25 protein-coding genes and 3 tRNA genes are annotated in these 25060 nt (G+C 39.1%); 11 read left to right on the plus strand and 17 right to left on the minus strand.

Annotated elements, in window-relative coordinates:
• Nucleotide 1: 1 nt before the first annotated feature.
• From AC1HJP_RS05770 to AC1HJP_RS05820, 11 genes are all read right to left on the minus strand, one after another.
• Entirely contained in the window at nucleotides 2-2113 is a 2112-nt protein-coding gene (locus AC1HJP_RS05770; protein ID WP_480360964.1) for a DUF1302 domain-containing protein, read from the minus strand.
• 315 nt (nucleotides 2114-2428) lie between these two features.
• On the minus strand, nucleotides 2429-2650 hold the full coding sequence (locus AC1HJP_RS05775) for a DUF2835 domain-containing protein (protein ID WP_480360966.1): 222 nt from the start codon (nucleotides 2648-2650) through the stop codon (nucleotides 2429-2431).
• Complete coding sequence (pepN, locus tag AC1HJP_RS05780) at nucleotides 2651-5248, minus strand: aminopeptidase N (RefSeq protein WP_480360968.1); 2598 nt, start codon at nucleotides 5246-5248, stop codon at nucleotides 2651-2653.
• Nucleotides 5249-5302: 54 nt separating this feature from the next.
• The gene (gene nhaC / locus AC1HJP_RS05785) at nucleotides 5303-6763 is read right to left on the minus strand and encodes a Na+/H+ antiporter NhaC (protein WP_480360970.1); all 1461 of its coding nucleotides are present in this window, start codon (nucleotides 6761-6763) and stop codon (nucleotides 5303-5305) included.
• A gap of 314 nt (nucleotides 6764-7077) precedes the next feature.
• Nucleotides 7078-9114, minus strand: a complete 2037-nt coding sequence (gene prc, locus AC1HJP_RS05790; RefSeq protein WP_480360972.1) for a carboxy terminal-processing peptidase — start codon at nucleotides 9112-9114, stop codon at nucleotides 7078-7080.
• A gap of 10 nt (nucleotides 9115-9124) precedes the next feature.
• Nucleotides 9125-9778 (minus strand): RNA chaperone ProQ, encoded by a 654-nt coding sequence (gene proQ, locus AC1HJP_RS05795; RefSeq protein WP_138478556.1) that lies wholly within the window; start codon nucleotides 9776-9778, stop codon nucleotides 9125-9127.
• Between the two features lie 14 nt (nucleotides 9779-9792).
• Nucleotides 9793-10071, minus strand: a complete 279-nt coding sequence (locus AC1HJP_RS05800; RefSeq protein WP_130253618.1) for a hypothetical protein — start codon at nucleotides 10069-10071, stop codon at nucleotides 9793-9795.
• Nucleotides 10071-10529, minus strand: a complete 459-nt coding sequence (locus tag AC1HJP_RS05805; protein WP_480360975.1) for a GAF domain-containing protein — start codon at nucleotides 10527-10529, stop codon at nucleotides 10071-10073. Before AC1HJP_RS05805 ends, AC1HJP_RS05800 begins: the two co-directional genes overlap by 1 nt.
• 131 nt (nucleotides 10530-10660) lie before the next feature.
• Entirely contained in the window at nucleotides 10661-11035 is a 375-nt protein-coding gene (locus AC1HJP_RS05810) for a hypothetical protein (protein ID WP_480360976.1), read from the minus strand.
• A 155-nt stretch (nucleotides 11036-11190) separates the two neighbouring features.
• Nucleotides 11191-11281: transfer RNA gene (locus AC1HJP_RS05815), tRNA-Ser, on the minus strand.
• Nucleotides 11282-11321: 40 nt separating this feature from the next.
• Nucleotides 11322-11412 (minus strand) — tRNA-Ser (locus AC1HJP_RS05820).
• 264 nt (nucleotides 11413-11676) lie between these two features.
• On the opposite strand from AC1HJP_RS05820, the gene AC1HJP_RS05825 reads away from it, so the two are divergent.
• Genes AC1HJP_RS05825 through AC1HJP_RS05845 form a run of 5 tightly spaced genes read left to right on the plus strand, consistent with a single transcriptional unit; the run spans nucleotide 11677 to nucleotide 13703 of the window.
• The gene (locus AC1HJP_RS05825; protein ID WP_058029962.1) at nucleotides 11677-12345 is read left to right on the plus strand and encodes a Bax inhibitor-1/YccA family protein; all 669 of its coding nucleotides are present in this window, start codon (nucleotides 11677-11679) and stop codon (nucleotides 12343-12345) included.
• A gap of 54 nt (nucleotides 12346-12399) precedes the next feature.
• A complete protein-coding gene (tusD, locus tag AC1HJP_RS05830; protein WP_480360978.1) occupies nucleotides 12400-12753 on the plus strand; it encodes a sulfurtransferase complex subunit TusD in 354 nt (117 codons plus the stop codon).
• On the plus strand, nucleotides 12750-13109 hold the full coding sequence (locus AC1HJP_RS05835) for a DsrE family protein (RefSeq protein WP_480361086.1): 360 nt from the start codon (nucleotides 12750-12752) through the stop codon (nucleotides 13107-13109). Before tusD ends, AC1HJP_RS05835 begins: the two co-directional genes overlap by 4 nt.
• Nucleotides 13106-13372, plus strand: a complete 267-nt coding sequence (locus AC1HJP_RS05840; protein ID WP_480360980.1) for a hypothetical protein — start codon at nucleotides 13106-13108, stop codon at nucleotides 13370-13372. Before AC1HJP_RS05835 ends, AC1HJP_RS05840 begins: the two co-directional genes overlap by 4 nt.
• 1 nt (nucleotide 13373) lies before the next feature.
• Complete coding sequence (locus tag AC1HJP_RS05845) at nucleotides 13374-13703, plus strand: TusE/DsrC/DsvC family sulfur relay protein (protein ID WP_349286500.1); 330 nt, start codon at nucleotides 13374-13376, stop codon at nucleotides 13701-13703.
• 65 nt (nucleotides 13704-13768) lie between these two features.
• On the opposite strand, the gene AC1HJP_RS05850 is transcribed toward AC1HJP_RS05845, so the two are convergent.
• Both AC1HJP_RS05850 and AC1HJP_RS05855 read right to left on the minus strand, forming a co-directional pair.
• Nucleotides 13769-15007: an amidohydrolase family protein gene (locus tag AC1HJP_RS05850; protein ID WP_480360983.1), complete on the minus strand. Its 1239-nt coding sequence runs from the start codon at nucleotides 15005-15007 to the stop codon at nucleotides 13769-13771.
• A gap of 9 nt (nucleotides 15008-15016) precedes the next feature.
• Nucleotides 15017-16399: an amidohydrolase gene (locus tag AC1HJP_RS05855; RefSeq protein WP_480360985.1), complete on the minus strand. Its 1383-nt coding sequence runs from the start codon at nucleotides 16397-16399 to the stop codon at nucleotides 15017-15019.
• A 439-nt stretch (nucleotides 16400-16838) separates the two neighbouring features.
• On the opposite strand from AC1HJP_RS05855, the gene AC1HJP_RS05860 reads away from it, so the two are divergent.
• Nucleotides 16839-17204: a DUF3718 domain-containing protein gene (locus tag AC1HJP_RS05860; RefSeq protein ID WP_421962718.1), complete on the plus strand. Its 366-nt coding sequence runs from the start codon at nucleotides 16839-16841 to the stop codon at nucleotides 17202-17204.
• A gap of 69 nt (nucleotides 17205-17273) precedes the next feature.
• Here the strand turns inward: AC1HJP_RS05860 and AC1HJP_RS05865 are convergent, their stop codons facing one another.
• Nucleotides 17274-17966, minus strand: a complete 693-nt coding sequence (locus AC1HJP_RS05865; protein ID WP_480360988.1) for a DUF445 domain-containing protein — start codon at nucleotides 17964-17966, stop codon at nucleotides 17274-17276.
• Nucleotides 17967-18123: 157 nt separating this feature from the next.
• Between AC1HJP_RS05865 and AC1HJP_RS05870 the strand changes: the two genes are divergently transcribed.
• The gene (locus AC1HJP_RS05870) at nucleotides 18124-18981 is read left to right on the plus strand and encodes a fructosamine kinase family protein (RefSeq protein ID WP_480360989.1); all 858 of its coding nucleotides are present in this window, start codon (nucleotides 18124-18126) and stop codon (nucleotides 18979-18981) included.
• Between the two features lie 81 nt (nucleotides 18982-19062).
• Nucleotides 19063-19266 carry a CPXCG motif-containing cysteine-rich protein gene (locus AC1HJP_RS05875; protein ID WP_138478534.1) on the plus strand — a complete coding sequence of 68 codons (204 nt, stop codon included), beginning with the start codon at nucleotides 19063-19065 and terminating at the stop codon, nucleotides 19264-19266.
• An 18-nt stretch (nucleotides 19267-19284) separates the two neighbouring features.
• On the opposite strand, the gene AC1HJP_RS05880 is transcribed toward AC1HJP_RS05875, so the two are convergent.
• A complete protein-coding gene (locus AC1HJP_RS05880) occupies nucleotides 19285-19914 on the minus strand; it encodes a riboflavin synthase subunit alpha (protein ID WP_475160815.1) in 630 nt (209 codons plus the stop codon).
• A 137-nt stretch (nucleotides 19915-20051) separates the two neighbouring features.
• Here AC1HJP_RS05880 and AC1HJP_RS05885 point away from each other — a divergent pair, with 137 nt between their 5' ends.
• The 3 genes from AC1HJP_RS05885 (at nucleotide 20052) to AC1HJP_RS05895 (ending at nucleotide 22559) form a co-directional block, all read left to right on the plus strand.
• Nucleotides 20052-21401, plus strand: coding sequence for an MATE family efflux transporter (locus tag AC1HJP_RS05885; RefSeq protein WP_480360992.1), 1350 nt, complete (start codon nucleotides 20052-20054; stop codon nucleotides 21399-21401).
• Nucleotides 21379-22380 (plus strand): DUF3080 family protein, encoded by a 1002-nt coding sequence (locus AC1HJP_RS05890; RefSeq protein WP_480360995.1) that lies wholly within the window; start codon nucleotides 21379-21381, stop codon nucleotides 22378-22380. Before AC1HJP_RS05885 ends, AC1HJP_RS05890 begins: the two co-directional genes overlap by 23 nt.
• Nucleotides 22381-22482: 102 nt before the next feature.
• Nucleotides 22483-22559: transfer RNA gene (locus tag AC1HJP_RS05895), tRNA-Val, on the plus strand.
• Nucleotides 22560-22591: 32 nt separating this feature from the next.
• On the opposite strand, the gene AC1HJP_RS05900 is transcribed toward AC1HJP_RS05895, so the two are convergent.
• Together AC1HJP_RS05900 and msrA are read right to left on the minus strand one after the other, a co-directional pair.
• Nucleotides 22592-23623, minus strand: a complete 1032-nt coding sequence (locus tag AC1HJP_RS05900; protein ID WP_480360996.1) for a sensor domain-containing diguanylate cyclase — start codon at nucleotides 23621-23623, stop codon at nucleotides 22592-22594.
• Nucleotides 23624-23795: 172 nt separating this feature from the next.
• Complete coding sequence (gene msrA, locus AC1HJP_RS05905; RefSeq protein ID WP_480361087.1) at nucleotides 23796-24992, minus strand: peptide-methionine (S)-S-oxide reductase MsrA; 1197 nt, start codon at nucleotides 24990-24992, stop codon at nucleotides 23796-23798.
• Between the last annotated feature and the right edge of the window lie 68 nt (nucleotides 24993-25060).

Below are 25060 nucleotides of genomic sequence, written 5' to 3' on the forward strand. Positions count from 1 at the left end.
CTTAAATTGAATACTTAATATTGAAAGAGACAAAATCACGGTCTGCAAAGGTGTTTGTTGCACCGCCACCCCAGAATGTGTTGTAGCTAAAGTCAAATGACCAAGCATTCTGATAAGTGAAGTTCATCGTCATACCCAAAGACTTTCTGTCTTCGACAAATAGATACATAGGATCAGGCGTCGTACCATTTACATCATGTGAGAACACAATACGAGGAGAGAAGTTAATACCTGCAAAAAGGTTGTTGTAATCACCCTTCGCAATTAAACGATAACCCCATGAAGACGCAGTTGGGAATGGGTTTGTTTCTGGGCCATTCGAAAGTGCCATATGAAGAAGGTCATACCTTGCTCCCTTTTCAATTAAAGGACCGTAGCCTTCAATCGTACCACTTCGGCCCGTGCCTGCAACATTCAAACGAAGCTCGTCGTAGCTAGGCAGGTCTTTAATAGTTACAGCACCAACTTCACCTACTACAGCCCAACTATCAGCACCTAAAGAAGGACCGAATAGATGCGTTGCAGTAAACTGAACTTGCATAGAGTCACGCAAAATATAACCCTGAGCAACTTCACCTGGCTTAACGTAACTCACTTCATCTCTTGCACTTAATTGAGATAAGCTACTAAAATCTTCACGAAGACCTGAGTAAGCTAGCTGCTCAGCCATACCAGCGTAAAGCAGCTCTACGTCGTCAATCTGCAGTGGTTCGTCTTGACGATAAGAGAACTCACCTGAGAAAGCAGTTTCACCAATCGCAGTATTAAAACTTAAACCGTAAAGCTTGATATCTTCAGGGTAAGTAATTGTAGCTTGAGTGAAAGCGTTCAGATTAGTTACATTATTCTCATCAATTGGGTTTGCAGCAATGTATGCTAAGTCCTGTGCGATAACATCAGCTTCAAAGTTTGATGCTTTACCAGAAATAAGCGGACGGCGGCTATGATAGTTAATGTAGTACAGCGCAAATTCTGTATCATTTAACTCAGGTGCAAACATACCAAGGCGAATACCATATTGACCTGCGTCTTTAGGTTCACTCTTACCGTTTAAGCCCTTGCCTTTAAGCGCAACTTTCGTTGGGTAAGCCATATACATTGACGCGGCAGTTTGACCTACTAATTCAGGAGTTGGCTCTACGCCTTGTGCAATTAAAGCCGCAGTTGCATCGGCATAAAGGCTGTTAAGCGACTCAGTTAAATGGTGTAAATCAATATCAGGGTTTGACGTAAAACCTAGCTGTACGTTTTGCATATAACCGTTTTCAGATGCAAAATCGTTTGTAGAGAAATAACTACCCGATGCAGGTAAACGGGTTTCATGCCACTGGTACTGATAGAAACCTTCTAAGGTTACATTTTCAGTAATACCTAGAGACGCCCAGAACATACCAACAGGAATAAACGCTTCTTTTAATTCAGAACCTGGCGCTCTTAAACGGTCAATATCAACAGGGTTTACATTGATACCGTGAGAGATGAGTGTACTTTCACCCCAGTTTACAACTTGTTGACCAAGTCGAACAGAAAGAGGGTTTTGACCATCATTTAGATCAAAGTCAGCCCAAATGAAGGCATCTAATAAACGCACATCAGAACATACCTGCTCTTTAGTTTGTTTATCCGCACATGGATCTACTTTTTTACCTGATACTGGGTTGGTATAGGCAAAATCACCATCTTCCATCGCAAAGTCTTTAAAATACATAAAGCGCGAGAAAATACCCCAGTTATCTTTAGTGATACTGAAATCGTGAGTACCTTTAATTAATTGAGAAAAAGTGTCACCAGAATCAAAGTTCAGGTTACCAGCGTCGCCATTATTTGAATAAGCACCTGGCTGAGCCCAAACTTGTGCAGAACCATACTTTGTATTACCAAGACCTGCATTATAACCAGACCAATCAAACCTTGGGTGGTTACTTTTACCAATATATTGGAAGTCGCGATCTTCTACACGAATACTTTGACCGTATGAAAACGTTGAATCGAATGTGATGTCAAAATCACCGACTTGGAAACTTGCAGCTGAAACATTTGCACTTGTTACAGCAACTGTGGCCGCTAAGCCGAGCATTATTTTGTTTGGAACAAAGAGCGCTCTTTTAATCATTATGCGTTCCCCCTATGCGGGTTATTTTAATCAAGTTGTTGTTTTTATATTGAAGTAACATTAGAAGTGAACGTACAAAAACTCAAATTCACTAAACCAAAAGTTACTATTTTTTTGTTCTGGACACGACTTTACCCTTGGTAAGACGTCTTACCAGATAATTTATAACACGTAATTCTGCTTTATAACAAATCCTATTCTCAAAATTGTGACGATTTAGTGCGCTGAACAATAAACTAATAATATTTTATTCTAATTTATCGATTATTATTCAGGCGAAATTTAAAGTTATTAATAACAATACAATTTTTGTACTTAAGACACTTTATCAAGAGAAATAAAGCTATTTGTGTCTGTTAGACAGAGTCTGAAACGCCCCCTTATACCAAGGGAGCTGACAAAACGTCTAATATGTGTAGCTGGAAAACGAATGCTTTTACCGCCATCTTCGATTACTTGTACATACTCATAATCGCCTTGGTAGTAAGCCATGCATTCGTCATAGCTTAACGATAAATAAAAATAGTACTCTATCATTTACGCGTTTAATGCCTTATCCACTTTTTCAAATAAGTCATCACTCAAGTTATCAATGCTTGCAATACGCTGTAACTGAGCCTTTATTAATTGCTGACGGGTGCTGTCATAACGTTTCAATGACATAAAAGGCGTCACCATTCTAGAGGCATTCTGCGGATTAATTGCATTTAGCTCAATTAATAAGTCGGCAAGTAATTCATAGCCCTTTCCATCAATACGATGGAATTGAGCAGGATTATTGCGTGCAAATTGACCAACTAAAGCACGCACTCGGTTTGGATTTGATTTATCAAAACAAGGGTGATCATACAAAGACTTTATTAAATCAATCGCACCATCGTTATCTGTTGTCGCCTGAAGTGCAAACCATTTGTCCATGACTAAAGCATCATGTCGCCATTGCGCATCGAATTGTGAAATTAACTGTTCAGTAATTTTATGATCGGCATTTTTTACCGCCTTAAGCGCAGCCAATTTCAGTGTCATATTGTCCTGCTGGCTGTTAGCAAGTAACCAATCAGTAACCTCATCATTTTTAAGAAGTGCTAAATAATAAAGTGTCGTTGCTTTTAAGCTTCTTTCTGCAACCGCACTAGCACTTATCTCACCAGAGTCTTCACAGCTTTCATAAGCAGCAGTCAATTCTGATTGCAATTGTATCGCAATTTGAAGTTCGAATTGCTTATATATGTGAACCAGCTCACTAATAGGAACAGGAGAAAACTCTGCACTAACAGTGTCAAAATTAGGTAATTTGATCAGCTCAGAAATAAGGGCTTTGTCAGTATTTTCTTCGGTAAGAATTGATTTAAGCGCCTTAATTAATGTCTCAGAGATACTTACTGAATCACTACCAGACATAGTGTTCACAGCCTGCTTAATTTCAAGCGTGAAAGCACGCTGGGCCGCTTCCCAACGCGTAAAATCACTAGAAGCATGTCTAAGAATATGTATCAACTCTTCAGCCTCGTAGTCATAGTTTACAACACAAGGCGCTGAAAAGTTCTCTAGTAAAACAGGCGTTGGCTTCGATAAGATATTTTCAAAAGTAAACTCAGCACTCATTTCTTTCAGCTCAATAACAGCATCGAAATTTTTGCCATTGGAAATAAGCGGTATAGTATTGCCTGCTGTATCAAGGAGCTCGATTGCAAAAGGAATATGCAGTGGCTCAGAAACAGGATCATTTTCAGCATGAGTTTGATTAAGTTTTAATGTGAAGGCTTGTTGTTCTGCATCATAAGAAGTTTCGACTTGAACCGATGGCGTACCAAACTGACGGTACCAAAGTTTAAATTGCTCTAAACATTTGCCACTGGCATCACTCATAGCTGCTACGAAGTCATCACATGTAACAGCTTGACCGTCGTGACGTTCAAAATAAAGTTTCATACCTTTTTGGAAGTTCGATTCACCTAGTAAAGTGTGCATCATTCGAATAACTTCTGCACCCTTGTTATAAACTGTCACAGTATAAAAGTTATTCATCTCAATCACTTTTTCTGGACGTATAGGGTGAGCCATCGGGCCTACATCTTCTGCAAACTGATGTGTTCTCATCGCCATAACTGCATCGATGCGATTCAACGCGCGAGAACCAAGATCACTACTGAACTCTTGATCTCTAAATACTGTCAACCCTTCCTTTAAAGACAACTGAAACCAATCACGGCAAGTGACACGGTTGCCCGTCCAATTATGGAAATATTCGTGGCCAACAATTGATTCGATTGTGTGATAGTCACGATCTGTTGCTGTTTGTTGATTTGCCAAAACGCAAGCACTGTTAAAGACATTTAATCCTTTATTTTCCATTGCCCCCATATTGAAGAAGTCAACAGCCACTATCATATAGATATCTAGATCGTACTCTAGGTCAAAGCGCTCTTCATCCCACTTCATGGCATTTTTAAGCGATGCCATTGCATGAGGGGTTTTATCTAAATTGCCTTTATCAACAAAAATCTCAAGCGCAACTTCACGACCGCTTCTGGACACAAAAGTGTCTCTAAGTACATCAAAATCACCAGCCACAAGGGCGAATAAATAACTCGGCTTTTTATGTGGGTCTTGCCATTTAGTAAAACGACGTCCGTCAGGCCAGGTGCCCTCTTCAATTTTATTGCCATTAGATAATAAGTAAGGAATATCTTTATCAGCAATAATTGTTACTAAGTAATCAGTTAGCACATCAGGTCTATCTAAGAAATACGTGATTTTTCTAAAGCCTTCAGCCTCACACTGGGTGCAATAAGCACCTTCTGAAAGATAAAGACCCTCTAGTGAGGTATTAGTACTTGGAGAAATCGTGTTCTCAATTTCCAGTGAAAATTCATTTGGAAGATTCTTGAGCGTCAATGATGTTTCAGTTTGGACGAAGTCTTCAAATAATTGACCATTCACTTTTACCGAGACTAAGTTTAATTCAACACCGTCTAGAAAAAGCTCAGAGCTTGCTTGCGTTGCTGAATACAGTGCTTTGCTGATCACTTTGGTATCTGTTGGATGTAATTCTACAGTTAACTCTAAATTCGTTACTGTGTGAGAAGGTGCTTGATAATCTTTTAAATACTTAGCTTGAGGCTGGCTTTGCATATCGAATTCCTTAAAAGAGTTAGCCCTTAAAAAGGGCTAATCATTATGCATGGATTATGCTTGTTCTTTGTCTAACTGTTTTGGCTCAATTTTTAAAATCTTAATGCCTATGTATGCATAGATTATTGCCAAGAATGGGTTAATTAAGTTAAAGAAGGCATATACTGCGTAGTCAAGTGGATTGATCATTAATACACTTTGCATATACGCACCACATGTATTCCATGGGATTAATGGGCTGGTAATTGTACCGCCGTCTTCAAGTGTTCTTGATAAGTTCACACTTTTCAGTCCACGTTTTTTATATTCTTCTTTAAACATTCGTCCAGGTACAACAATCGCGATGTATTGGTCAGCTGCAATTAAATTCGTACCGAAACAAGTTGCAATCGTTGACGCTATCAAAGACCCAGTACTGCGTGCTACTTTTAAAATACTTCTTACAAACACTTCCAGCAGGCCTGTCTTTTCCATAATGGCACCGAACATTAAGGCTGTCATGACCAGCCATGTCGTTGTCAGCATACCAGCCATACCGCCACCACTTAATAAATCATCCATGGTGCTATCACCTGTTTGAATTGCGAAACCATCATAGAATGTCGCCCAAACAAGTTTAAAGTAACCAACTAATTGCCCTTGAGATACATCAACTTGCGTAGCTAGTAGATCTGATTGAAAGATAAGTGCCCAAACAGCCCCGATCACTGCGCCAATTGAAATTGCAGGAAAGGCTGGCATTTTCTTATAAGCCAAAACAAGCAAGACAATTAAAGGAACCAGCATCATAGGGTTGATATTGAAGTTGGCATTTAAAATAGAAACAATGTCATCAATGCGACCAATATCACTTGATACATCTGCACTGAACCCCATGATGACAAAGATGATCATCGCAATCACAAAGCTTGGTACCGTTGTCCAAAGCATATGTTGAATATGTTCAAAAAGGTCACTTCCGGCAACAGCTGGTGCTAAATTCGTTGTCTCAGAAAGCGGGCTTAATTTATCACCAAAATATGCACCTGAGATTACCGCCCCCGCTGTGACAACTTGATCTAAGCCAAGCCCTGTTGCAACACCAAGTAAAGCGACACCTATGGTGGCAGCAGTCGTCCATGAAGACCCGATACTCATGGCAACAATGCCGCAAATTAGACAACTCGCAGCATAGAACCATTGCGGACTAATTATTTGCAAACCGTAATAAATTAATGTCGGCACAGTACCTGACAATAACCAAGTGCCAATTAAAGCACCAACCATCAGAAGGATTAATATAGCGCCTAAGGATAAGGTGATGCCCTTGATCATTGCTTCTTCTAATAAACGCCAAGTGTAGCCATTTTTTAAACCAACGAGGGCTGCTGTAAATGTGGCAAAAAGAAGCGCAATTTGATTCGGGCCTGATGAAGAGTTATCACCATACAGATACACTGCAGAGCCTAATAAACAAACCAATACAAAGATTGGTATAAATGCATCAAGAAATGATGCTTGCTTTTGTTGTTTCAACTGGTTTCTCCCGGCAAGGTGGACCTTGCTCTAATTAATATTCAAAAGGCTCAAGGCCGTTTTTATTTTTATATCATTTACACGATTGAATATTTGCTAAAGCACTGACATCTTCTCAGTGTTTTAGCAAAAGCTCAGTTTTCGTGTGGAAGCAATACCAATCTTTTTAATTGACTACTCTATTCAAAAGATCGGTCTTATTCACGGTAATCTTCTTTTATGAAAAAATTACGTACTTATTCCAATAATAACAAAACATATTGCTTAGAGTAATAAAAAAGGCGCCGAAGCGCCTTTATTAAATAGGTTCTTGCTTAATTCTGAAGATTGTTTTTTGCTAATCGCCCATATCTGATTAAATCTTGAGTGATCAGAGCCGCTTCTTCTAAATAAGGGTCTAGCTCAGAGATTACATCAGGCACATCGTCCAAATCTTTCACAGGTTCCAAACCAAGACGTTTTAATCTTTCATTTGTTCTCGCTAATGAACGCTGTTCTGATTCTTCTCTGTCTTTTAATCTTTGAGATTCAACTAAAGAAATAAAGTTTTTATCTTTTTCTTCGTTATAACGAGCGATATCAGCCAATACATAATTAAATTCAGGCTCTTGCGCAACTCGTAATGCATGCTTTTCGTTTAAATATGTTACAAGCGGGTTTAAGTTATCTAAGCTCTTATATTTCGCTTGCTTAATCTTATCCCAAGGCAGTGCATTGTCCTCTTGACTCTCACCCCACTCTTCAGGTTCGATAGCCGAAGGTAATAAAATGTCCGGTACGACACCTTTATGCTGCGTGCTACCGCCGTTAATACGATAAAACTTTGCTATTGTGTAAGTCACGCTGCCTAAGGCATTACTGAACAAGTCATAGTTTTTTGCAAGCGGTCGATGTTGCTGCACTGTGCCTTTACCAAACGTTTGCTCACCAATTACAATACCACGACCATAATCTTGAATAGCTGCAGCAAAAATTTCTGATGCCGATGCACTATATCTGTCTACAAGTACAGTGATTGGACCATCATAAAAAGTAATGCCGTCTCTGTCTTTTTGTGCTTCTACTCGATTGTATGCTGTATGAATTTGAACAACTGGACCTTGGTCGATGAATAACCCGGTCAGTTGTGTAGCTTCATACAATGAACCACCGCCATTTTGACGAAGGTCGATGACGATGCCATCCACATTTTGTTCTTTAAGCTTTGTAAGTTCTACTTTTACATCTTTAGATAAATTGTTGTAGAAACTTGGGATCTCAATCACACCAATTTTTGATGTTAAATCTGAGTACTTAGCTTCGAATACGTCAGATTTTGCTGCACGGTCTTCAAGCTTAATTTTGTCGCGAACAATTTCGACAATTTTAGGCGTGCCATGGGTATCTGAGCCTTTTAAATATTGAAGTCTAACCTTAGTACCTTTAGGGCCTTTGATCAGATCTACAACGTTATCTAAACGCCAGCCGATAACATCGACAAATTCTTCACCCTCTTGTGCCACACCAACAATTTTATCGTCTGGCTTGATCTTTTCAGACTTGTCAGCCGGACCACCAGGCACAAGTGAACGGATAACCGTGTAATCTTCATCGTAACCAAGCACTGCGCCAATGCCTTCTAATTCAAGATCCATGTCCATCTTGAATTGCTCTGCTCTACGTGGCGATAAATAGGATGTATGTGCTTCAATGCTTCGCGCAAACGCATTCATCACTACTTGGAACGCATCTTCGCTATCTGTTTGACTTAAACGTTTTAACGCATTGTTGTAACGTTTAGTCAGTAATTCTTTAATTTCAGGCCATGTTTTGCCTGTCAATTTTAAACGTAACGCATCAGATTTTACACGTTGACGCCAATACTCATTTAACTCGTCTTGTGTTTTGGCGAACTCGGCTTCTTCTCTGTCATAGTAAAATGCATCTTCTTTATCAAAAGTCATTTCTTTATCTAGCAGCGAGATGGCGTATTGAAAGCGCTCAAAACGGCGTTGTAAACTTAAGTTGAATAAGTCATAAGCAAAATCAAGTTTGCCTGACATAAGGGCATCATCAAATTGCTTTTTATTCGCTTCAAAACGCGCAATATCAGATTGCAAAAAGATAGACTTACTGAAATCTAAAGACTCAACATATCTATCAAAAATTTGCTCTGACAGCGCGTCATTGAAGCTAAATCGCTTGTAATGCTGTCGAGTAAATAAGTTAGTCACCCTTTTACTTGCTGTTGTATGCTGAGCCTCTTGCTTTAATACGGGAATATCCTTCACTGTAACAGCATCAACTGCAGCAAAAGAAGCACTAGAGATGAGTGCAGCGACAACGGGAATGAGCGAAAACTTTTTACTCATACACTACTCCTTAAACGATAAATAAGCTGTCAGCTTTTGTTTTAACTTGCATACCAGTTACTAGTTCAACATGAACTTCATCTTTGTTTACTTCAGTAATGGTCGCATTAACAAGGGCCTGACCAAGTTTAACTTTTACTTTGTTATTAACCTTGACTTCAGAAGCTGGCAAAGGTTCAACTTTTCCTGAGCTACGTTTTGCTTGTTGAGCTGCAGGCTTCTTGTTAACTCTAGCGCCTTTGTCGTTAGAACGTGACTGACCATGCGGTTTCTTTTTGTAAGATTTTGTGTCACCGTCTTGCTGACGAGGACGCTGAGGCTTTTTACGCTTTGCCATTTTCGCACGGCTTTCTTCAAGTGCTTTTTGAGCATGTTCAATATGCTCTTGTTCCACTTTTTCAGCATCATTACCATCTAGGTCAACGCGGAATTCGTTTTTAGTAACGGCTTCTAGGTAACGCCAGTTTGATGTGTACTTGCGAAGAGCTTGACGAACTTGCGTTTTACTTACAACTTCTGAGCCTTCAATACGCTCTGCAACGTCTTTAAAAATACCAACTTTTAACGGTTTGATACCGTCTTTTTTCTTGAAGCAGTTAGGAAATTCTTTAAATAAGAACTCCAATACTTCATTAATGTCTTTTAGCTTGTTTGTGGTTTCCATGTTTAACCTATTTGTTATACCTGTTCATCTAGTGATGAATGAATATAGTGAGTAACCCAATCTGTTAACTCTTCAAATTCAGCCTCAATAAGCGCTAAATCGCCTCGAAGATGTTCCCAGATGCCGTTAATCAAGTTGTCGATTGTTTCACAATCTAAATCATCAGGTAGCATATCCCATGCAAAATGAATTAATTCATTTAAGGTTTCAGCTACCTGCTCTTCTTCTCCTTCCCAATCACCTACATCATGAATGGCAAAAAGATAATCTTGTACATTTAAAAGGTCTTTCACTAAAGTGTGGCCTCAAAAATCTTCACAATTTGTTCTAGACCAGCTTGGTCATCTAAATCAAAGCGAGCATGCAGTGGGCTATCGATATCTAACACGCCAAATACTTCACCGTTTTTGAAAATAGGCACTACAATTTCAGAGTTTGACGCTGCATCACAGGCGATATGACCAGCAAAAGCGTGCACATCTTCAACAAGTTGTGTACTTTTCGAATGTGCAGCAGTACCACATACCCCTTTTCCAACCGGAATACGGATACATGCTGGGTTACCTTGGAAAGGCCCTAACACTAACTCGTCAGGCGTATCTATTAAATAGAAACCTGCCCAGTTAACGTCATCTAACGATGTAAAAAGCAAAGCACTTAGGTTTGCCATGTTTGCGATTGCGTTTTTTTCGTCGCTGATCAAACCTTCGGCTTGCTTGGCCAAAGATTGATAGAAGTCTGTTTTTTGCATTCGACTCATCAAAATAAAATGTTCAAATGCTTAAGGTACTCTTTAGCGTTAAGAATTAAAACCTTTTCAGCAGAAAAACTGTTAATAAACTGAAAAACAGAGCATTAATTGGTTAGTTTTCAGGCTGCGCGCTAATTAAAGCGCCTTAAGCCATATAAAAACAGACCTGAAGCAAGAGCAGCCATCACTGTATTGACTAAAAATACCATACCTGCTGAAGCTGAAAATAAGAGGCTAAATAAGGCCCCGCCAAGCATCCCTAGAGTCAATACACCTGAATATTGGACTTTATTGTATTTATACATAAGCATATAACCAGGCACGACGAGTAACGCCATTGAAAGGCCGACTATATGCGCATTAGCAATGGCACTCATCAATAAAGAAAAAAACATTTTTGCCCCACCACTTTCTACACTCAGTGCGTAGTATACCCCTAAAGTAGTCCCTACAATTACAGGAGCCAGTAGTGACATTGCCACACTTTTAGCCAGTTGTTGTTTCATGAAACCTCACCCTTCTTTTTATTGTATCAATTAGAGAGTGTATGAAAACGTACAAATAACCAGTGGACTTTAGTCGAAGCCCTAGCCAAGTATATAAATGAAAGGCAAAAAAAAAGCCGCTAGATTACTAGCGGCTTACTTATTCTATGAATAAGTGGCGGAGAGATAGGGATTTGAACCCTAGATACGCTATTAACGTATGCCGGTTTTCAAGACCGGTGCTTTCAACCACTCAGCCATCTCTCCGAAGTCGGAACTTTTCGATTACTCAAAAAGTCAAAATTAGTGGCGGAGAGATAGGGATTTGAACCCTAGATACGCTATTAACGTATGCCGGTTTTCAAGACCGGTGCTTTCAACCACTCAGCCATCTCTCCGCAGCGGGGCGAATAATAGGGAAAGCTGAGCCAGTTGTGAAGCTTTTTTTTCAACTTTTTGTTTAACCGAGCAAAAAAAGGACACAACGTTCGTTATTTCAGCGAAAACAGTTACTCAACATATCGAAATCAGGTTTTTGTTGTGTTTAACTCAAAAAAAACCGATCGGGTATTTGATTAACTATATTTGCCCACATTTATAAGACTTGATACTCTTAGGTAGTTCATTTATCGGAACATTTGTTTCATTTAAGGAGTTTAACCATGGCATTCAATCATTCGTACGGCGCCGCTAAACCGGTAATGTCGACAATTGAAACGAACAAGGTTTTAAAAAATACTTATTTCCTATTGGCTATGACACTGGCATTTAGTGCAGTGACTGCCGCTATTTCAATGACAATGGCATTACCACGCTTCACTGGCCTGGTTTGCTCGTTGATTGGTTTTGGTTTGATCTTCGTAATTCAGAAAAAAGCCAATTCATCATCAGCAATCGGTCTAGTGTTCCTTTTCACTGGTATTATGGGTTTTGGTTTAGGTCCCCTACTTGCTCACTACGCAGCAATGCCGAATGGCGGCCTACTTATTACTCAAGCGCTAGGTTCTACAGCACTGATTTTCTTCGGTCTTTCAGCGTACGCGTTAACAACTAAAAAAGACTTCTCGTTCATGGGCGGTTTTTTAACTGTTGGTTTAATCGTGGTTGTAATCTCAAGCCTAGTAAATCTTTTCATTGGTAGTTCAGTTGCGTTTATGGCGATTAACGCTGCAGTTGTATTACTGATGTCAGGTATGATTTTATTCGATACAAGCCGTATCATTAACGGTGGCGAAACAAACTATGTAATGGCAACGGTAAGTCTTTACCTTAATATCTACAATCTGTTTGTATCACTACTTCAACTTCTTGGCATGTCAAATGATGACTAAGTCATAAGTTTTGTTAAAATAAGCCCCAACTGGGGCTTTTTTTATGAGAAAGATTTGCGCAATTTCGTCTTGTCACTGCATTCGGGTGTAGATGACCACCACAATGTATTCCTTTTAAAACGATTTGTTGATACTGCTGTACAAGTAGGTCATCAGATCGATTGTATTTTTTTGTATCAAGATGGTGTGTATCACGCCAACCAAAATATTCAACTTGCTAGTGACGAGTTCCCTCTTGGTGATACTTGGCAATCACTGCATGATTTAAATATTCCAATTCTGCTATGTGTCACAGCAGCTGAAAAACGTGGAATTGATATTGAAAACACTGGAAACTTTAAAGTAGCCGGTTTGGCTGAATTTTCGATGTTGGCAGCAAAGGCTGATAAATGGGTGCAATTCAAATGAAGAATATCTTAGTCATCAGCAATAAAGCCCCTTTCGATAAAATGCATATTCGCGAATCATTAGACACTTGCTTGATTTTCGCTGCTATTGAGCAAAACATAAGTTGGTTATTTAAAGATGATGCTGTTTTAGCTTTAAAAGCTGGCTACAACCTCTCAAGTTCAGGCTTAAAAGATTTTTTTAAGACCCTTAAGACGCTCGAAATTTACGACGTTGAACAAGTCTATGTGTGTACTGAAAGCCTTAAAAAGTATGCGATGACTTGTGATGATTTAAGTATCGAGATCACCCCACTCTCTATAGAAGAGCAGCAATCACTAATTAGTAAGCAAAATCATACGGTGGTTTTATCATGAGTACTTTACATATTTTCTCAAAACCACTCAGTAACTATAGCTCTACGACAATTGAGCTGATACAAAATGACGCTAACCAGGTTTTATTAACCGGCGATGCCTGCTTTGATTGGCTCACGTTTACGTCACTACATGTAAAGAATGTATATTTATTAAAAACATGTGTTGAGCTTCGAAATATTGAAACTTCAGACGCTGTTAACTTAGTAGACGACTCAACTTGGGTCGAGCTAATCTCCACCAACAACACAGTAAATTGGTAATATGATCGAATTTAATAACACCCAAATAGAGACAGATAAGCAAGGTTACTTACTTGACCATACACAGTGGTGCGAATCATTAGCGCCTATTATTGCTGCGGAAGAAAATATCGAGCTATCAGAAGCACATTGGGAAGTTGTGCGTTTTGTCAGAGACTTTTATGAAGAGTACAACACCAGCCCTGCAATCCGTATGCTCGTGAAAGCCATGGCCAAAGCGCTTGGTGAAGATAAAGGCAATAGTATGTATTTATATAAACTATTTCCAAAAGGTCCAGCTAAACAAGCGACCAAAATAGCTGGTCTACCAAAACCTGCGCGGTGTATTTAAGCATCTAAACAAAATTTAGTTATAAAAAAAGGGCTGATTATCAGCCCTTTCTCATTTTTTAGACCTTACTTAGTATATGCTCGCGGCATATCTGAAGGCGTATTGTAACGATCACGTAGCTTGTCGTGGCGTGAATCATTCGTATTCACTTTTTCACCGTTTATCCACATTGACTCAATACTTGTGCTGAATTCAAATGGGTCTGCACTCCAAAGTACTAAATCAGCGCGTTGGCCTTTCGCTACTTTACCTGCATCAAGACCAAATACATCTGCAATATTGCTTGTTACTGCTTTTAATGCACCGTCATGGCTCATGCCATTTGCAACAGCAATACCCGCATCAAAACGTAGCTGATAGACATTGTGGCTTGAGTCTGAACCCACTGCTAAAAGAACTTTAACACCCGCTTTTTCAAGCTCACCCGCCGTTTCAAGACTTGCGTGAAGCGAATCAAAGTCACTAGGTAAATTACTAACAGCGCTTAAGATAACCGGCGTGTTGCTTTCAGAGATCTGAGTTTTTACCAAAGGCGCATCTTCAGCATTCCAAAGTACTAGGTTTAAGCCAAACTGCTTTTTAACCTTTAACAACTCTAAAATGTCTGATGCACGAGATACTTTAGTAATAACAGGTAGCTCGCCTTTAAGAACTTTTGTTAAAACCTGTTCTTCTTTACTAGGCTCGTCTTTCTTCTCATCTTTTTTGTCTTTCTTAGCTAGCTTCTTTTGTTGACCTTCAAGTTTGTCAACCAGCTGCTTTAAAGACACTGCTCGAGAACCACTGCTCTTTGCGCCTAAACGCACAATCAAGGCTGTCTCTGTTGCAGTAACACTTTCAAAATCGCCGCTTAGATCTGTTACAAAGCTTAAACCTGAGAAAATACTCTCACCACCACGCGGCACAACCACATTTTGTGTTAGACCGCCTTTACGCGCATATGGAATTAACGAAGAGCGAGGGTTGAATGCTGTGCTTGCATCAAACATTGCACTTGCTTTCTTGTCATAGCCATCGTTTGAACGTGAAACAGCACCTACTTCAACAAGACCTACCTGATTCATTGAACCAATGAAACCAGGCGTTAAGATTTTGTCTTGCGCATCGATTGTTACGTCTGCTGATACTGATGATGGGTTAATGGCAATGATTTTACCGTCTTCGATTAATACTGTGGCGTCTTTAAGTACACCTTTATCAGTCATAGTATGAACTGTGGCATTCGTAATTGCCGTAACTTGTGCAAATGCTGCTGAGCTCGCAAGTAAAGCACCTGTTACCAAAGATAAATTAAACTTTTTCATGCTTTACTCCTATCGCTGACCTAGCATAAAGTCACTGACTGCTTGATACTTTTCATCGTTACGGTCATATACTTTTGCACCATCAACGTAAACTTCTTGTGCTTTACTGTATACGCTGAACGGGTTTTTATCCCAAATTACAACATCAGCCTGTTTACCCGCTTCGAGTGAACCTGTTTTATCTGCAACACCTAGTGATTTAGCTGCATTGTAAGTGATCCACTTAATTGCATGTTCTTCAGTTAGATTGAAACCATTTTGGTTCGCTGTGTACATGATTTTTGCAGCTTCTTGGTTTAGACGCTGAATTGTCGTGTCTGAATCTGAATGAACAACAGCACATGAGTTCTTAACTGCATCAACGATAGCCACGTTTTCTTGAACCATGTCATACGCTTCCATCTTGAAGCCCCACCAATCTGGCCAAAGCGCCGCACAGTTGCCGTTTTCGGCTAGTAAGTCAGCGACTTTATACGCTTCAATACCGTGGTGGAAAGTACCAGCGTGATAACCAAACTCTTTAGATAGGTCGATCATCATCGCCATTTCTTCTGCTTTATAACAGTGGTTATGGATCAGAATTTCACCGTCTAATACACCACGTAACGTATCGTACTTAATATCACGCTCAGGGGCTGTTGGGTTCAAACCAGCTTTATAAGCAGCTTCATATTGTTCCCAAGCCGCTTTATATTCAGTTGCTTCGATCCAAGCTTGACGGTAGCCAGCCATGTTACCCATACGTGTATATGGCGCAACGCCTTTACGACCATAAACGCGTTTCGGGTTTTCACCACATGCCATTTTTAGACCGTATGGTGCTTCAGGGAATTTCATTGCTTGCATGGTATGTGCAGGTACATTTTTAAGTGTTACAGCACGACCACCAAATAAATTAGCTGAACCTGGTAAGATTTGTAGCGTAGTAATACCGCCTTCACGAGCACGGTTGAAACCAGGATCTTGTGGCCATACCGAGTGCTCAACCCATACTTCAGCAGTGTTCGGGCTGATCATTTCATTACCATCTTGGTGTGACTCAACCGATGGGCTTGGGTATGCGCCAAGATGCGAGTGAACATCTATGATACCTGGTGTTACCCATTTACCAGCTGCATTTACTGTAGTATCAGCTTGAACGGCTAAGTCTTTGCCTACTTGTTGAATCTTACCGTCAACAATATATACATCAGCACTTTCTAAACGCTCACCCGTACCAGTCAGTACAGTAGCATCAGTAATTAACACTGATTTATTTGATACTGGTTTATAAGTACTCGGATATGGATTTTTTTCGATTGATACAAACTCTTTTTGCGGGCCCTTATCCTGACATCCAGATAAAGCTGCAGCAAGTGCAAGTACAACCGTAGACATTGCAAATTTTTGCATAAGGTTATCTCAGTTTGTTGATTTTAGTTTGTCATTAATAGGTTACGACGTGTGTAACTGTCACTGCAATGATTTACGATGAAATATTACATTTTTACGCCATATACCAAGCTTAAATATTAAAAGGTTTAAATGATCAGTTGTAAGAATTACCGAAAAGTATGTCGTAAATGACACATTTTGCCATTTACCGTTGCAAATAAATACTTTCAGATAATATAAGGTACAAATTATGAAAACAGGCTGTTAACAATGAAATATCTATAATTTTTTTCTGTGTGTCATTTACATGTTTGGCAAATATAAACCACACAAAACAACAGGTTAAGCAAACCGAAATATAAAACACATTTCATTACATTCTGTCGATTTTGTTTTACAGCATTCTGTTTAAGAACAGGCAATACTAAACCTGTATCTCATAAACACATGGAGCAAAATGATGAATACTTTAACTACATTAGGTGCAACTTTACTTCTAGCGACATCAACATTTGTAGCAACTAATGCAAATGCAACCGAATTTACAGCTGCTGACAACTCAATTGGCACTCAACTATGTATGGCAGTTGCGAAAGACGACAAACTAGCACTCTCGCAAACAATGAAAGATGTGCGCATTAAAAAGCACTCACTAGTAAACAAGTTAACCTGTAATGATTTAAGCGTCGCTAAATTTGCCGCAACTTATGATTTAGAAAACAGTGCTAAATTTCTCAACCTTGATTTAAATACTGTCACAACCATTAGAGACTTAGCGGCTAAACGCGATCAGAAAGTGCTTGTTGTTGCTGGTTCAAGATAACTGCGGGTATGATTTATATGCTTTACGAACAAAATGCGTCAAATTATCTTATTTGACGCATTCTATTCTCTAACCTAAAAGAGCAGCGACTAAACCGAACAGTCCGCCAAATACCCCGCCCCAAACAACTAACCAACCCAAATGAGTTCTGATCATATTTTGAATAATGTCTTTCACCATCACAGGTGTTAATTCAGCAAGTCTGCCATCGACTGCTTTTTCAATGGTAGCGAAAATTTTATCTGAGCCACCATGGCTAAATAGTTCGTCTTTTATTAAGTGCTTAAATTTTTCTTCTTCGGTAATTTCTATAATCGCCCCTTGCATCTTCTCAGTGAATGACTCACGCATTGGCTCTAAGGCTTCTTTTCCGCCGAACATACCTAGCATCGGACCAAATTGAGATCCTTCAATCACAGTGACTAACTTATCGAATGCCGGGCTTAAATCTACTTTCTCAATAACAGGTTTGAGATCTACGTCACCTTGACTTTCTAATACCGATTCTATTTTTTCTTTGGTAAAGAATTGCTCCAGAATGAGCGAGCGTATTGATGCTTTAAATTCTTTAAACTTTAGCGTGATAACACCGCTGCCATATAAAAAAGGGACTTTTTCAAACAACATATGGATTGCAATAAGGTTTGTCATTGCACCAGACAAAGCAAATATACCAACTGAAAATAAAATGGGTTGAGGGTAAAAATAGCCAATAAAAACCAGTAGACATGCAATTATGTTAGTGATGTAGCTCTTATTCATTTGTCCTCCCATGTTAAGGACACGGATTGTAACTATGCTTTTGCGTAAAATACAGATTCAATCACAAATATCATGGATATTTTTGTTTGCTTTTATTGAGTTATTTGAAATTTAAACCATAGTTTTAGTATTCAAATCGAAAAAGCTGAGCTGTCTTATGTGGCAATGTGTCAAACAACAAGTTTCCGCGGCCATTCATACCTCTTTTGAATTAACCCAAAAACAGGCAATTACTACACACTCTGCTTTTAAGCACTATAAGATTTCTGATGCTAACCACTGCTTTTTAGTCAAAGTTGCTCCAATAGAGCAAATTGAACTTTTCGAAGCTGAAAAACACGCCAGAGATACCCTCACCAGAGATTCTGATTTCATCATTGCAGACACAATAACCCTTGGCACCTCAAAAGAGTTTGCATTTATCGTATTAGAGTTTCTTGAAGATTTAATATCTCAAGATAATTGGTATCTATGCGGGCAAACCTTAGCAAAAATGCACATAAAGTGTGAGCAAGAAATGTTTGGCTCAGATGAAGATAACTACGTTATTGACCAACCTCAGCCCAATCAGTGGCATAAAAAATGGCACATATTCTTTGCCGAAGAACGCCTTGGCTGGCAACTGCAACTCTTATCAGAGCAGGCAATTAAACTGGTCGATATTGATGAATTTGTACATATCATAAAACCCCATATCCCTCATCACATTACACCGTCTTTACTACATGGTCACTTTTGGAAAGGGAATATTCGCTTCTATCATGGTAAGCCCATGTTGCTTGACCCAGCTTGCTATTACGGTGATAAACTTGTTGATATTGCAACAGCCGAACTATTCGCTACATTGCCTGATGATTTTTATGCTGGGTATCAGTCAGTCTCTGCAATTAATTTATCGCCTATCTTAAAAGATATTTACCAACTCTACCCACTTTTAGTGTTAGCTAACCGTTTCTCTGGTGATTACATAAATCAATCGAAAGAGAAAATAAAACACATACTTGAACAGCTCTAAACTATACAATTTTTAACAACAATGTAATTCTCATGACAGCTGCTATATTTAAGTTACATTCTTTGATTTATGGAGGCTTCCATGAAGTCTTTATATCAACAACGTATTAGCTGTCCACATTGTGGCCATCATGTTTTTGTCAGTTTAGATGCAAGCGAAGGCGATCAAGATATGTATGAAGATTGTGCTGCGTGTTGCAACCCCATTCACTTGAATATGCATATTGACTATGCACAAAATAAATTAGAGCTACATGTAGATAGCGATGACGAACAGATCTTTTAGACCTGTTCGCATAAACCATTATTGAATATGCTTTTGCATATAATTTTCTACTGTATTTACTATTGTGTAGGTTTGCTGATCAACCTCGATATTAAGTTTATCGCCTACTTGTGCAAGTCCAAGGTTGGTGATCGACAAGGTTTCTGGAATTAAGTGCAGCCAAAACCCAGTGTCAGTCATTTCTCCCACCGTCAAGCTTGCACCATTAATGCAGACAAACCCCTTGTACACTATGTACTTCAACCAGGCTTTAGGTAAATCAAGCAAGATCTTGCAGTTATTACCACTGACCACAATATCTTCAATTTCTGCAGTACAGTGAATATGCCCCGAAACAATATGGCCACCAAGTTCAGTGCCAAATGTCACCGAACGCTCCAAGTTTACAAACATACCACGTTTTAACTCGCCAAGATTTGTCAGCTTCAGCGTTTCTTCAATCACATCAAAAACCACTTGCCCAACCACATCTTGCGGATTTAATTCATAACTTACAACCGTTAAACAACATCCATTTATGGCAATGCTTGCACCTAAATCAAGATGCTGTAAGTATTCAGAGCCAACTGACAATACCAGTCTGAGTACACCACCATTAAGGTTTGTTGAAATTACACTCGCTTTTGTTTGAATAATGCCTGTAAACATGAATACTCCTCTATCGTAATAAGGCAATCATACAGGAACGAAATAACGGCAGTAAGCGATCATTTAAGTTATTTATCTCTTTTAATAGCTTATGGCTTATAACCAGATTAGAATTAGGGTTTTTACCGTCGAACCTTATGAAATTTAGTCTTTGGGAAGCCAAACGCCTTCTACAACTTGCCATACCTGTATTTTTTGCACAGATCATTCTTGTCTTGATGTCTGTGGTAGACACCATGATGGCTGGTCAAGTTAGTGCCAATGACCTCGCGGCTTTGTCGATCGCAACTGGGGTATTAAACCCGGTTATTTTTTCTTTGCAGGGGATCTTATTGGCGTTGACCAGCGTGGTTGCCCACTGCCATGGCGCTAAAGACAAAAAAGGGATAAAACACTACTTTCAACAAAGCTTATTTTTAGTTGCCATATTAAGTGCATTGGTTTTTCTGTTCCCTCTTATTACCCCTTATATTTTTTCTAAACTTGGTGCGAAAGCTGAAATCATTAGCACCTCGCAAGCTTATATTGAATATGTAAAATGGGGCGTTTTAGGATTTTTGGTGTTTAACGTTTACCGAAACGTCTCAGAAGGTATCGGGCTGACTAAAGTCACTTTTTACATCAGCATTATCGGGCTGTTGGTGAACATAGTGGCTAACTATATTTTTATTTATGGAAAGTTAGGCATGCCTGCAATGGGGGCAGCTGGGTGTGGTGTTGCAACAAGTCTAGTGGCATGTGCGATGGCGTTGAGCCAAATTATTTATAGTTTCAATAGCAAAAAATTGAAAGGTAGATGGCTGGTAAGACGCTTTGAAAAGCCAAACTTAAAGTCTATGTTTTACCTCACTAAACTTGGTTTTCCAATATCGATGGCGACCTTTTTTGAAGTCACTTTATTTGCATGTATTCCGCTGTTTATTGCTGACTTAGGTGCAATTATGGTATCTGGACATCAGATTGCTGCGAGTGTCACAGCCGTGTTATTTATGATGCCTTTAAGTCTCTCTATGGCCATTGCGATCCGTATTGGTAACCTTTCAGGCCAACAAGCATACACACAACTTAAAACGGCCATTTTTACGAGTTTTTGCTTAGCGGCAATGATCGCTTTCTTTGTCGCACTCGTTACATTTATATTTAGAGAGCCAGTTACATATTTGTATACTCAAAACGAACAAGTTGCTCAGTTGGCAATGGGGATCATCATCTTAGCTTGTTTTTATCAGTTACCAGATGCCCTTCAAGTTGCAGCCAGCGGTGTACTCAGAGGCCTTAAACATACTCAGCCTATCATGGGTATCACTTTTGTCTCTTATTGGTTGATTGGCTTCGCTCTGGGCTATGTGCTGGCAAAAACAAATTGGCTGGTTGCACCAATGGGCGCGAAAGGGTTTTGGATTGGCATTATCCTTGGTTTATCTGTTGCCGCCTGTTTACTCTTACTTAGTGTGAGGTCTCGTCTTGCAAAAATGGTTACTGATTAGTTGTATGCTTATTCTGTCAGCGTGCACTGAGCACGCTGTTGACATAAATGAAGATTACAAAGCGCGCTTAAATACCGTATTAGGGAATGCTCCTGACAAGCCGGTATTAAAAAATATCCAATTGCCTGTTGTATCCCAGCTTGAATCGCAGTTTCAAATTTCTATACTCGAACTCGGTTCATTGGGACACTGTAAGCTTTCTAACTTAGTTGCAAAAAGAAATAATCAGCTTGGTAAAACGCAAGTTGCCAGTGAGCGGCTAAAGTATCAAATTCAGTTCATTAAACTTGCTAATGATTGCCTAAATGACCCGCTTACCAAAGATGAGTCACTAAAAGCTACACTTAAAAGCGCAGCTGTAGAAAAGCAGCAAAACCTAATAAGCGAATTTAATTATATGCTTTTTAATGAAGCTGAATTAAAAGGTTTATTGCAGCATACTAGCGACTTTCTTCCTGCAGACAGTAATAAATACAGCAGTGCTAGCGCTCTAGAAGCGTTAGATAATCTTGTGAATATACGCAAACAAATAGCCAGCAAAAAAACCGTCTCTATCGATGCATCGTCAATCACTACATCGTTAGAAAAGTTGCACCAAAATCGATTTATTAGACAGCTTTTATCAAGTGCCCAATTGCAAATTGCCTACAACCAACAATTTACTGCTTGGATTTCCGGTTTTGATTATATGAATTCTGTGTGTAGAGAAGGAAAAAGTAAGAAAGAGGCCCAAATCCTAAATACGATTTTCAACAAATTTTATTTAAATAAAATTCAGGGGTATCAAGCCGACTTAACAGGTCTACTCGAAATGACCTCTCCTATGTTGTTTGAATTGTGGCAAACACATTCGGAACTGTCAGAGTTAGTCGATGTTAAAAGTAAGAACTCGTTACTTAACCAATTAAAACAAACAAGCAAAGAGCACGTAATATGGTGGCAAAATTTTTATAAAGCGTGTGACATTAGACCGTTGTGAACAAAAAAACTGCAATTAAACAAAATTTTAGCTTCAACGCTTGAACATTTTATTTCAGCGCTATATATTAGCCGCCGTTGCCTAGGAACTTCCTGGCATTGTACAACCGTAGCTCAGTTGGTTAGAGCACTACCTTGACATGGTAGGGGTCGGTGGTTCGAATCCACTCGGTTGTACCAACTCTCTAAATAACTTCCCGAAAAACTAACCCTTATACGCTTTTGGTATAAACACCTAAATCATTTTGTTTTGCAAAATACATAGCTTCATCAGCAATATGAATCAACTTTTTGAGTGATAACTGCTCATTCGCAGACATTTTGGCAATACCTATACTCACCCCAAAGTTCAGTGCCAATATATTCTCAGATACGCTATCCATGATTGCTTTGTGTATTCGTTTAGCTACTGACTCACCATCATTTTCTGATGTATTTTCCATAATGATAATAAATTCATCACCGCCAAACCTCGCTGAAATATCGCTTTTACGAGTTTGCTTTTTTATTATCTTAGCGACATGAACAAGTAATTCATCGCCAGCTTTGTGACCTAGCTCGTCGTTGACGCGTTTAAACTTGTTTAGATCCATGAATAGCACAGAGCAATTCATTTCATTTCTAGCGCAAAGTGATAAGAAGTTTTCACCCGCTTCATTTAAGTAAGCGCGATTATGAAGACGAGTAAGCTCATCATGTGTCGCGCTGAATACAAGTTGCTTTTCTAACTTCAGTTTTTCCATTGCAACTGATGTGATCAAGGCAGCTACTTTTACAATCTCAATTTCAGCTTCCGTCGGAGATTTTACTTCATGATGGTATATCGCAAATGTCCCCATTACCTCATTGTGAGAATCAGTGAAAGGAATAGACCAACATGCATGTAGATTAGCTTGTTGGGTAAGCGCTAAATAAGGTTGCCAATTTGCGTGCGAATTTATATTTTCAACAATAATAGGTTTATTTAAAAATGCCGCTGCGCCACAACTTCCCACATTTTCGCCAATTTTAACGCCTTCAATGGCATCGTTATAGAAGTCTGGTAGGTTATTTTCGGCACCACTGTGGAGTGTATTGTGTTCTTTATTTAAAGTTAGAATAGAAACCTTACAGCCAGGCAAAAATTGCTCTACTGTTCCGATCACTTCTTTTAGAAAAGGAGCGACATCCGAACTCAATGCTAAATCGCTTAAAAGACGATTAAACTGCCTATGAACTGTTAATAAAAATAAATTTTGGTCCAAAACTACACCATCTAACAAATAAATAACCTGCGAATAGAACCATGCCGTAACTTACGCATTTTCTACAATTAAAGTATACGCTAAACAATGAAAAATAGTGCACTTTTGCATCATTTAGCATAAACATGTTCTATATAAAACTGGGTTAATTAGTTGTAGCTTACAGTCAAATTTATACTTTTTCTTTAAATTCTAATACGGTAGCGTTAATACAGTATCTGTCTTGTCCTCTCGGACCTTCACCTTTAAAAACATGGCCCAGATGAATACCGCTTGATTTAGAACGTATTTCAATTCGCTTCATACCAAAGCTATTGTCGTCATGGTAAGTGACACTGTCTTTTACAGGACGAGTAAACGACAACCAGCCTGTACCTGAGTTGAATCGTTTTGATGTTTCAAACAATGGCGCACCGCTAAGTTTGTCAATAAACACGCCCTCGCCTGTTTTCTTGAACAGGTCATATTCTTTACAAAACGGTCTGTCGGTGCCTTTTTGAAAAGCAACGTCGTAGGCTTCTGAATCACCCAATTTAAATGCACCCAGCGCATGATAAAAGTCTTCACGGCTCATGTAACCCTGAAAACCAGCGACTTCTTTGCCATTTTCAAAAAATAAAATGGTGGGGGTTGCCCAAGTCGCAGAGCGAACCACTAAACCCTCTAGTTGATCAGCATAGCGATAGGTTAATGGGATCGTGCCTTGATAGTCGTTTAGTACGGTAGATTTAAGTTTTTCACAATATGGGCAGTAATTTCGAGAATCAATGATCACCACTTGCTTGCCCACCAGCAATGAACTGTTATCAACTTTACTTGGTTTTGTTTGCTTAAACGTCACGCCAGTAGAATGATCAGGGCAGTAACCATTTGGGTTTTTAGCAATGTAGTTTTGATGATATTCTTCGGCACGATAAAACTGCTCAAGTGGTTTCACTTGGGTCTTTATTTCTCCATACCCTGCCTTGCTTAATAAGTTCTGAAACTCTGCTTTTACTTCATTGATCACTGAGTGCTGTTCAGGTGTGTTATACAAAATAATTGAACGGTACTGAGTACCAATGTCATTACCTTGGCGATTTTCTTGTGTTGGGTCGTGCTTTTCAAAAAAATGTTCAAGCAATGCGCGTGTACTGAGCATATTGGCGTTGTAAGTAACTTTTACGACTTCAGCATAATTATTGTCATCAAAACGTCGTTTACGTTTGATGATTTCTTTATAGGTAGCTTTGAATCCACGCCCATCTGCATAACCAGACTCAGCGTCTAGCACCCCTTCTAACTGTTCATAGCCTTTTTCAGCCCCCCAGAAACATCCCGAACCTAGCACCAATGTTTGAATATGAGAAGTTGCATTGTCTTTATCCATTGCATTTGAAAATAGAGGAAAAAATAGCAATGTAGACAAAATCGTAATTATTACTTTCATTTAATTGA

The sequence above is a fragment of the Pseudoalteromonas sp. NFXS53 genome (genome assembly GCF_056629255.1).

Coding starts and splice junctions, on each gene's coding strand:
- AC1HJP_RS05850 (WP_480360983.1), bottom strand. CDS start 15,007: ATGAAAAAGTTTAATTTATCTTTGGTAACAGGTGCTTTACTTGCGAGC.
- AC1HJP_RS05870 (WP_480360989.1), top strand. CDS start 18,124: ATGTGGCAATGTGTCAAACAACAAGTTTCCGCGGCCATTCATACCTCT.
- AC1HJP_RS05885 (WP_480360992.1), top strand. CDS start 20,052: ATGAAATTTAGTCTTTGGGAAGCCAAACGCCTTCTACAACTTGCCATA.
- AC1HJP_RS05770 (WP_480360964.1), bottom strand. CDS start 2,113: ATGATTAAAAGAGCGCTCTTTGTTCCAAACAAAATAATGCTCGGCTTA.
- msrA (WP_480361087.1), bottom strand. CDS start 24,992: ATGGATAAAGACAATGCAACTTCTCATATTCAAACATTGGTGCTAGGT.
- proQ (WP_138478556.1), bottom strand. CDS start 9,778: ATGGAAACCACAAACAAGCTAAAAGACATTAATGAAGTATTGGAGTTC.
- AC1HJP_RS05880 (WP_475160815.1), bottom strand. CDS start 19,914: ATGTTTACAGGCATTATTCAAACAAAAGCGAGTGTAATTTCAACAAAC.
- AC1HJP_RS05775 (WP_480360966.1), bottom strand. CDS start 2,650: ATGATAGAGTACTATTTTTATTTATCGTTAAGCTATGACGAATGCATG.
- AC1HJP_RS05860 (WP_421962718.1), top strand. CDS start 16,839: ATGATGAATACTTTAACTACATTAGGTGCAACTTTACTTCTAGCGACA.
- AC1HJP_RS05835 (WP_480361086.1), top strand. CDS start 12,750: ATGAAGAATATCTTAGTCATCAGCAATAAAGCCCCTTTCGATAAAATG.
- AC1HJP_RS05805 (WP_480360975.1), bottom strand. CDS start 10,529: ATGCAAAAAACAGACTTCTATCAATCTTTGGCCAAGCAAGCCGAAGGT.
- AC1HJP_RS05845 (WP_349286500.1), top strand. CDS start 13,374: ATGATCGAATTTAATAACACCCAAATAGAGACAGATAAGCAAGGTTAC.
- AC1HJP_RS05825 (WP_058029962.1), top strand. CDS start 11,677: ATGGCATTCAATCATTCGTACGGCGCCGCTAAACCGGTAATGTCGACA.
- prc (WP_480360972.1), bottom strand. CDS start 9,114: ATGAGTAAAAAGTTTTCGCTCATTCCCGTTGTCGCTGCACTCATCTCT.
- AC1HJP_RS05865 (WP_480360988.1), bottom strand. CDS start 17,966: ATGAATAAGAGCTACATCACTAACATAATTGCATGTCTACTGGTTTTT.
- AC1HJP_RS05855 (WP_480360985.1), bottom strand. CDS start 16,399: ATGCAAAAATTTGCAATGTCTACGGTTGTACTTGCACTTGCTGCAGCT.
- pepN (WP_480360968.1), bottom strand. CDS start 5,248: ATGCAAAGCCAGCCTCAAGCTAAGTATTTAAAAGATTATCAAGCACCT.
- AC1HJP_RS05875 (WP_138478534.1), top strand. CDS start 19,063: ATGAAGTCTTTATATCAACAACGTATTAGCTGTCCACATTGTGGCCAT.
- AC1HJP_RS05840 (WP_480360980.1), top strand. CDS start 13,106: ATGAGTACTTTACATATTTTCTCAAAACCACTCAGTAACTATAGCTCT.
- AC1HJP_RS05810 (WP_480360976.1), bottom strand. CDS start 11,035: ATGAAACAACAACTGGCTAAAAGTGTGGCAATGTCACTACTGGCTCCT.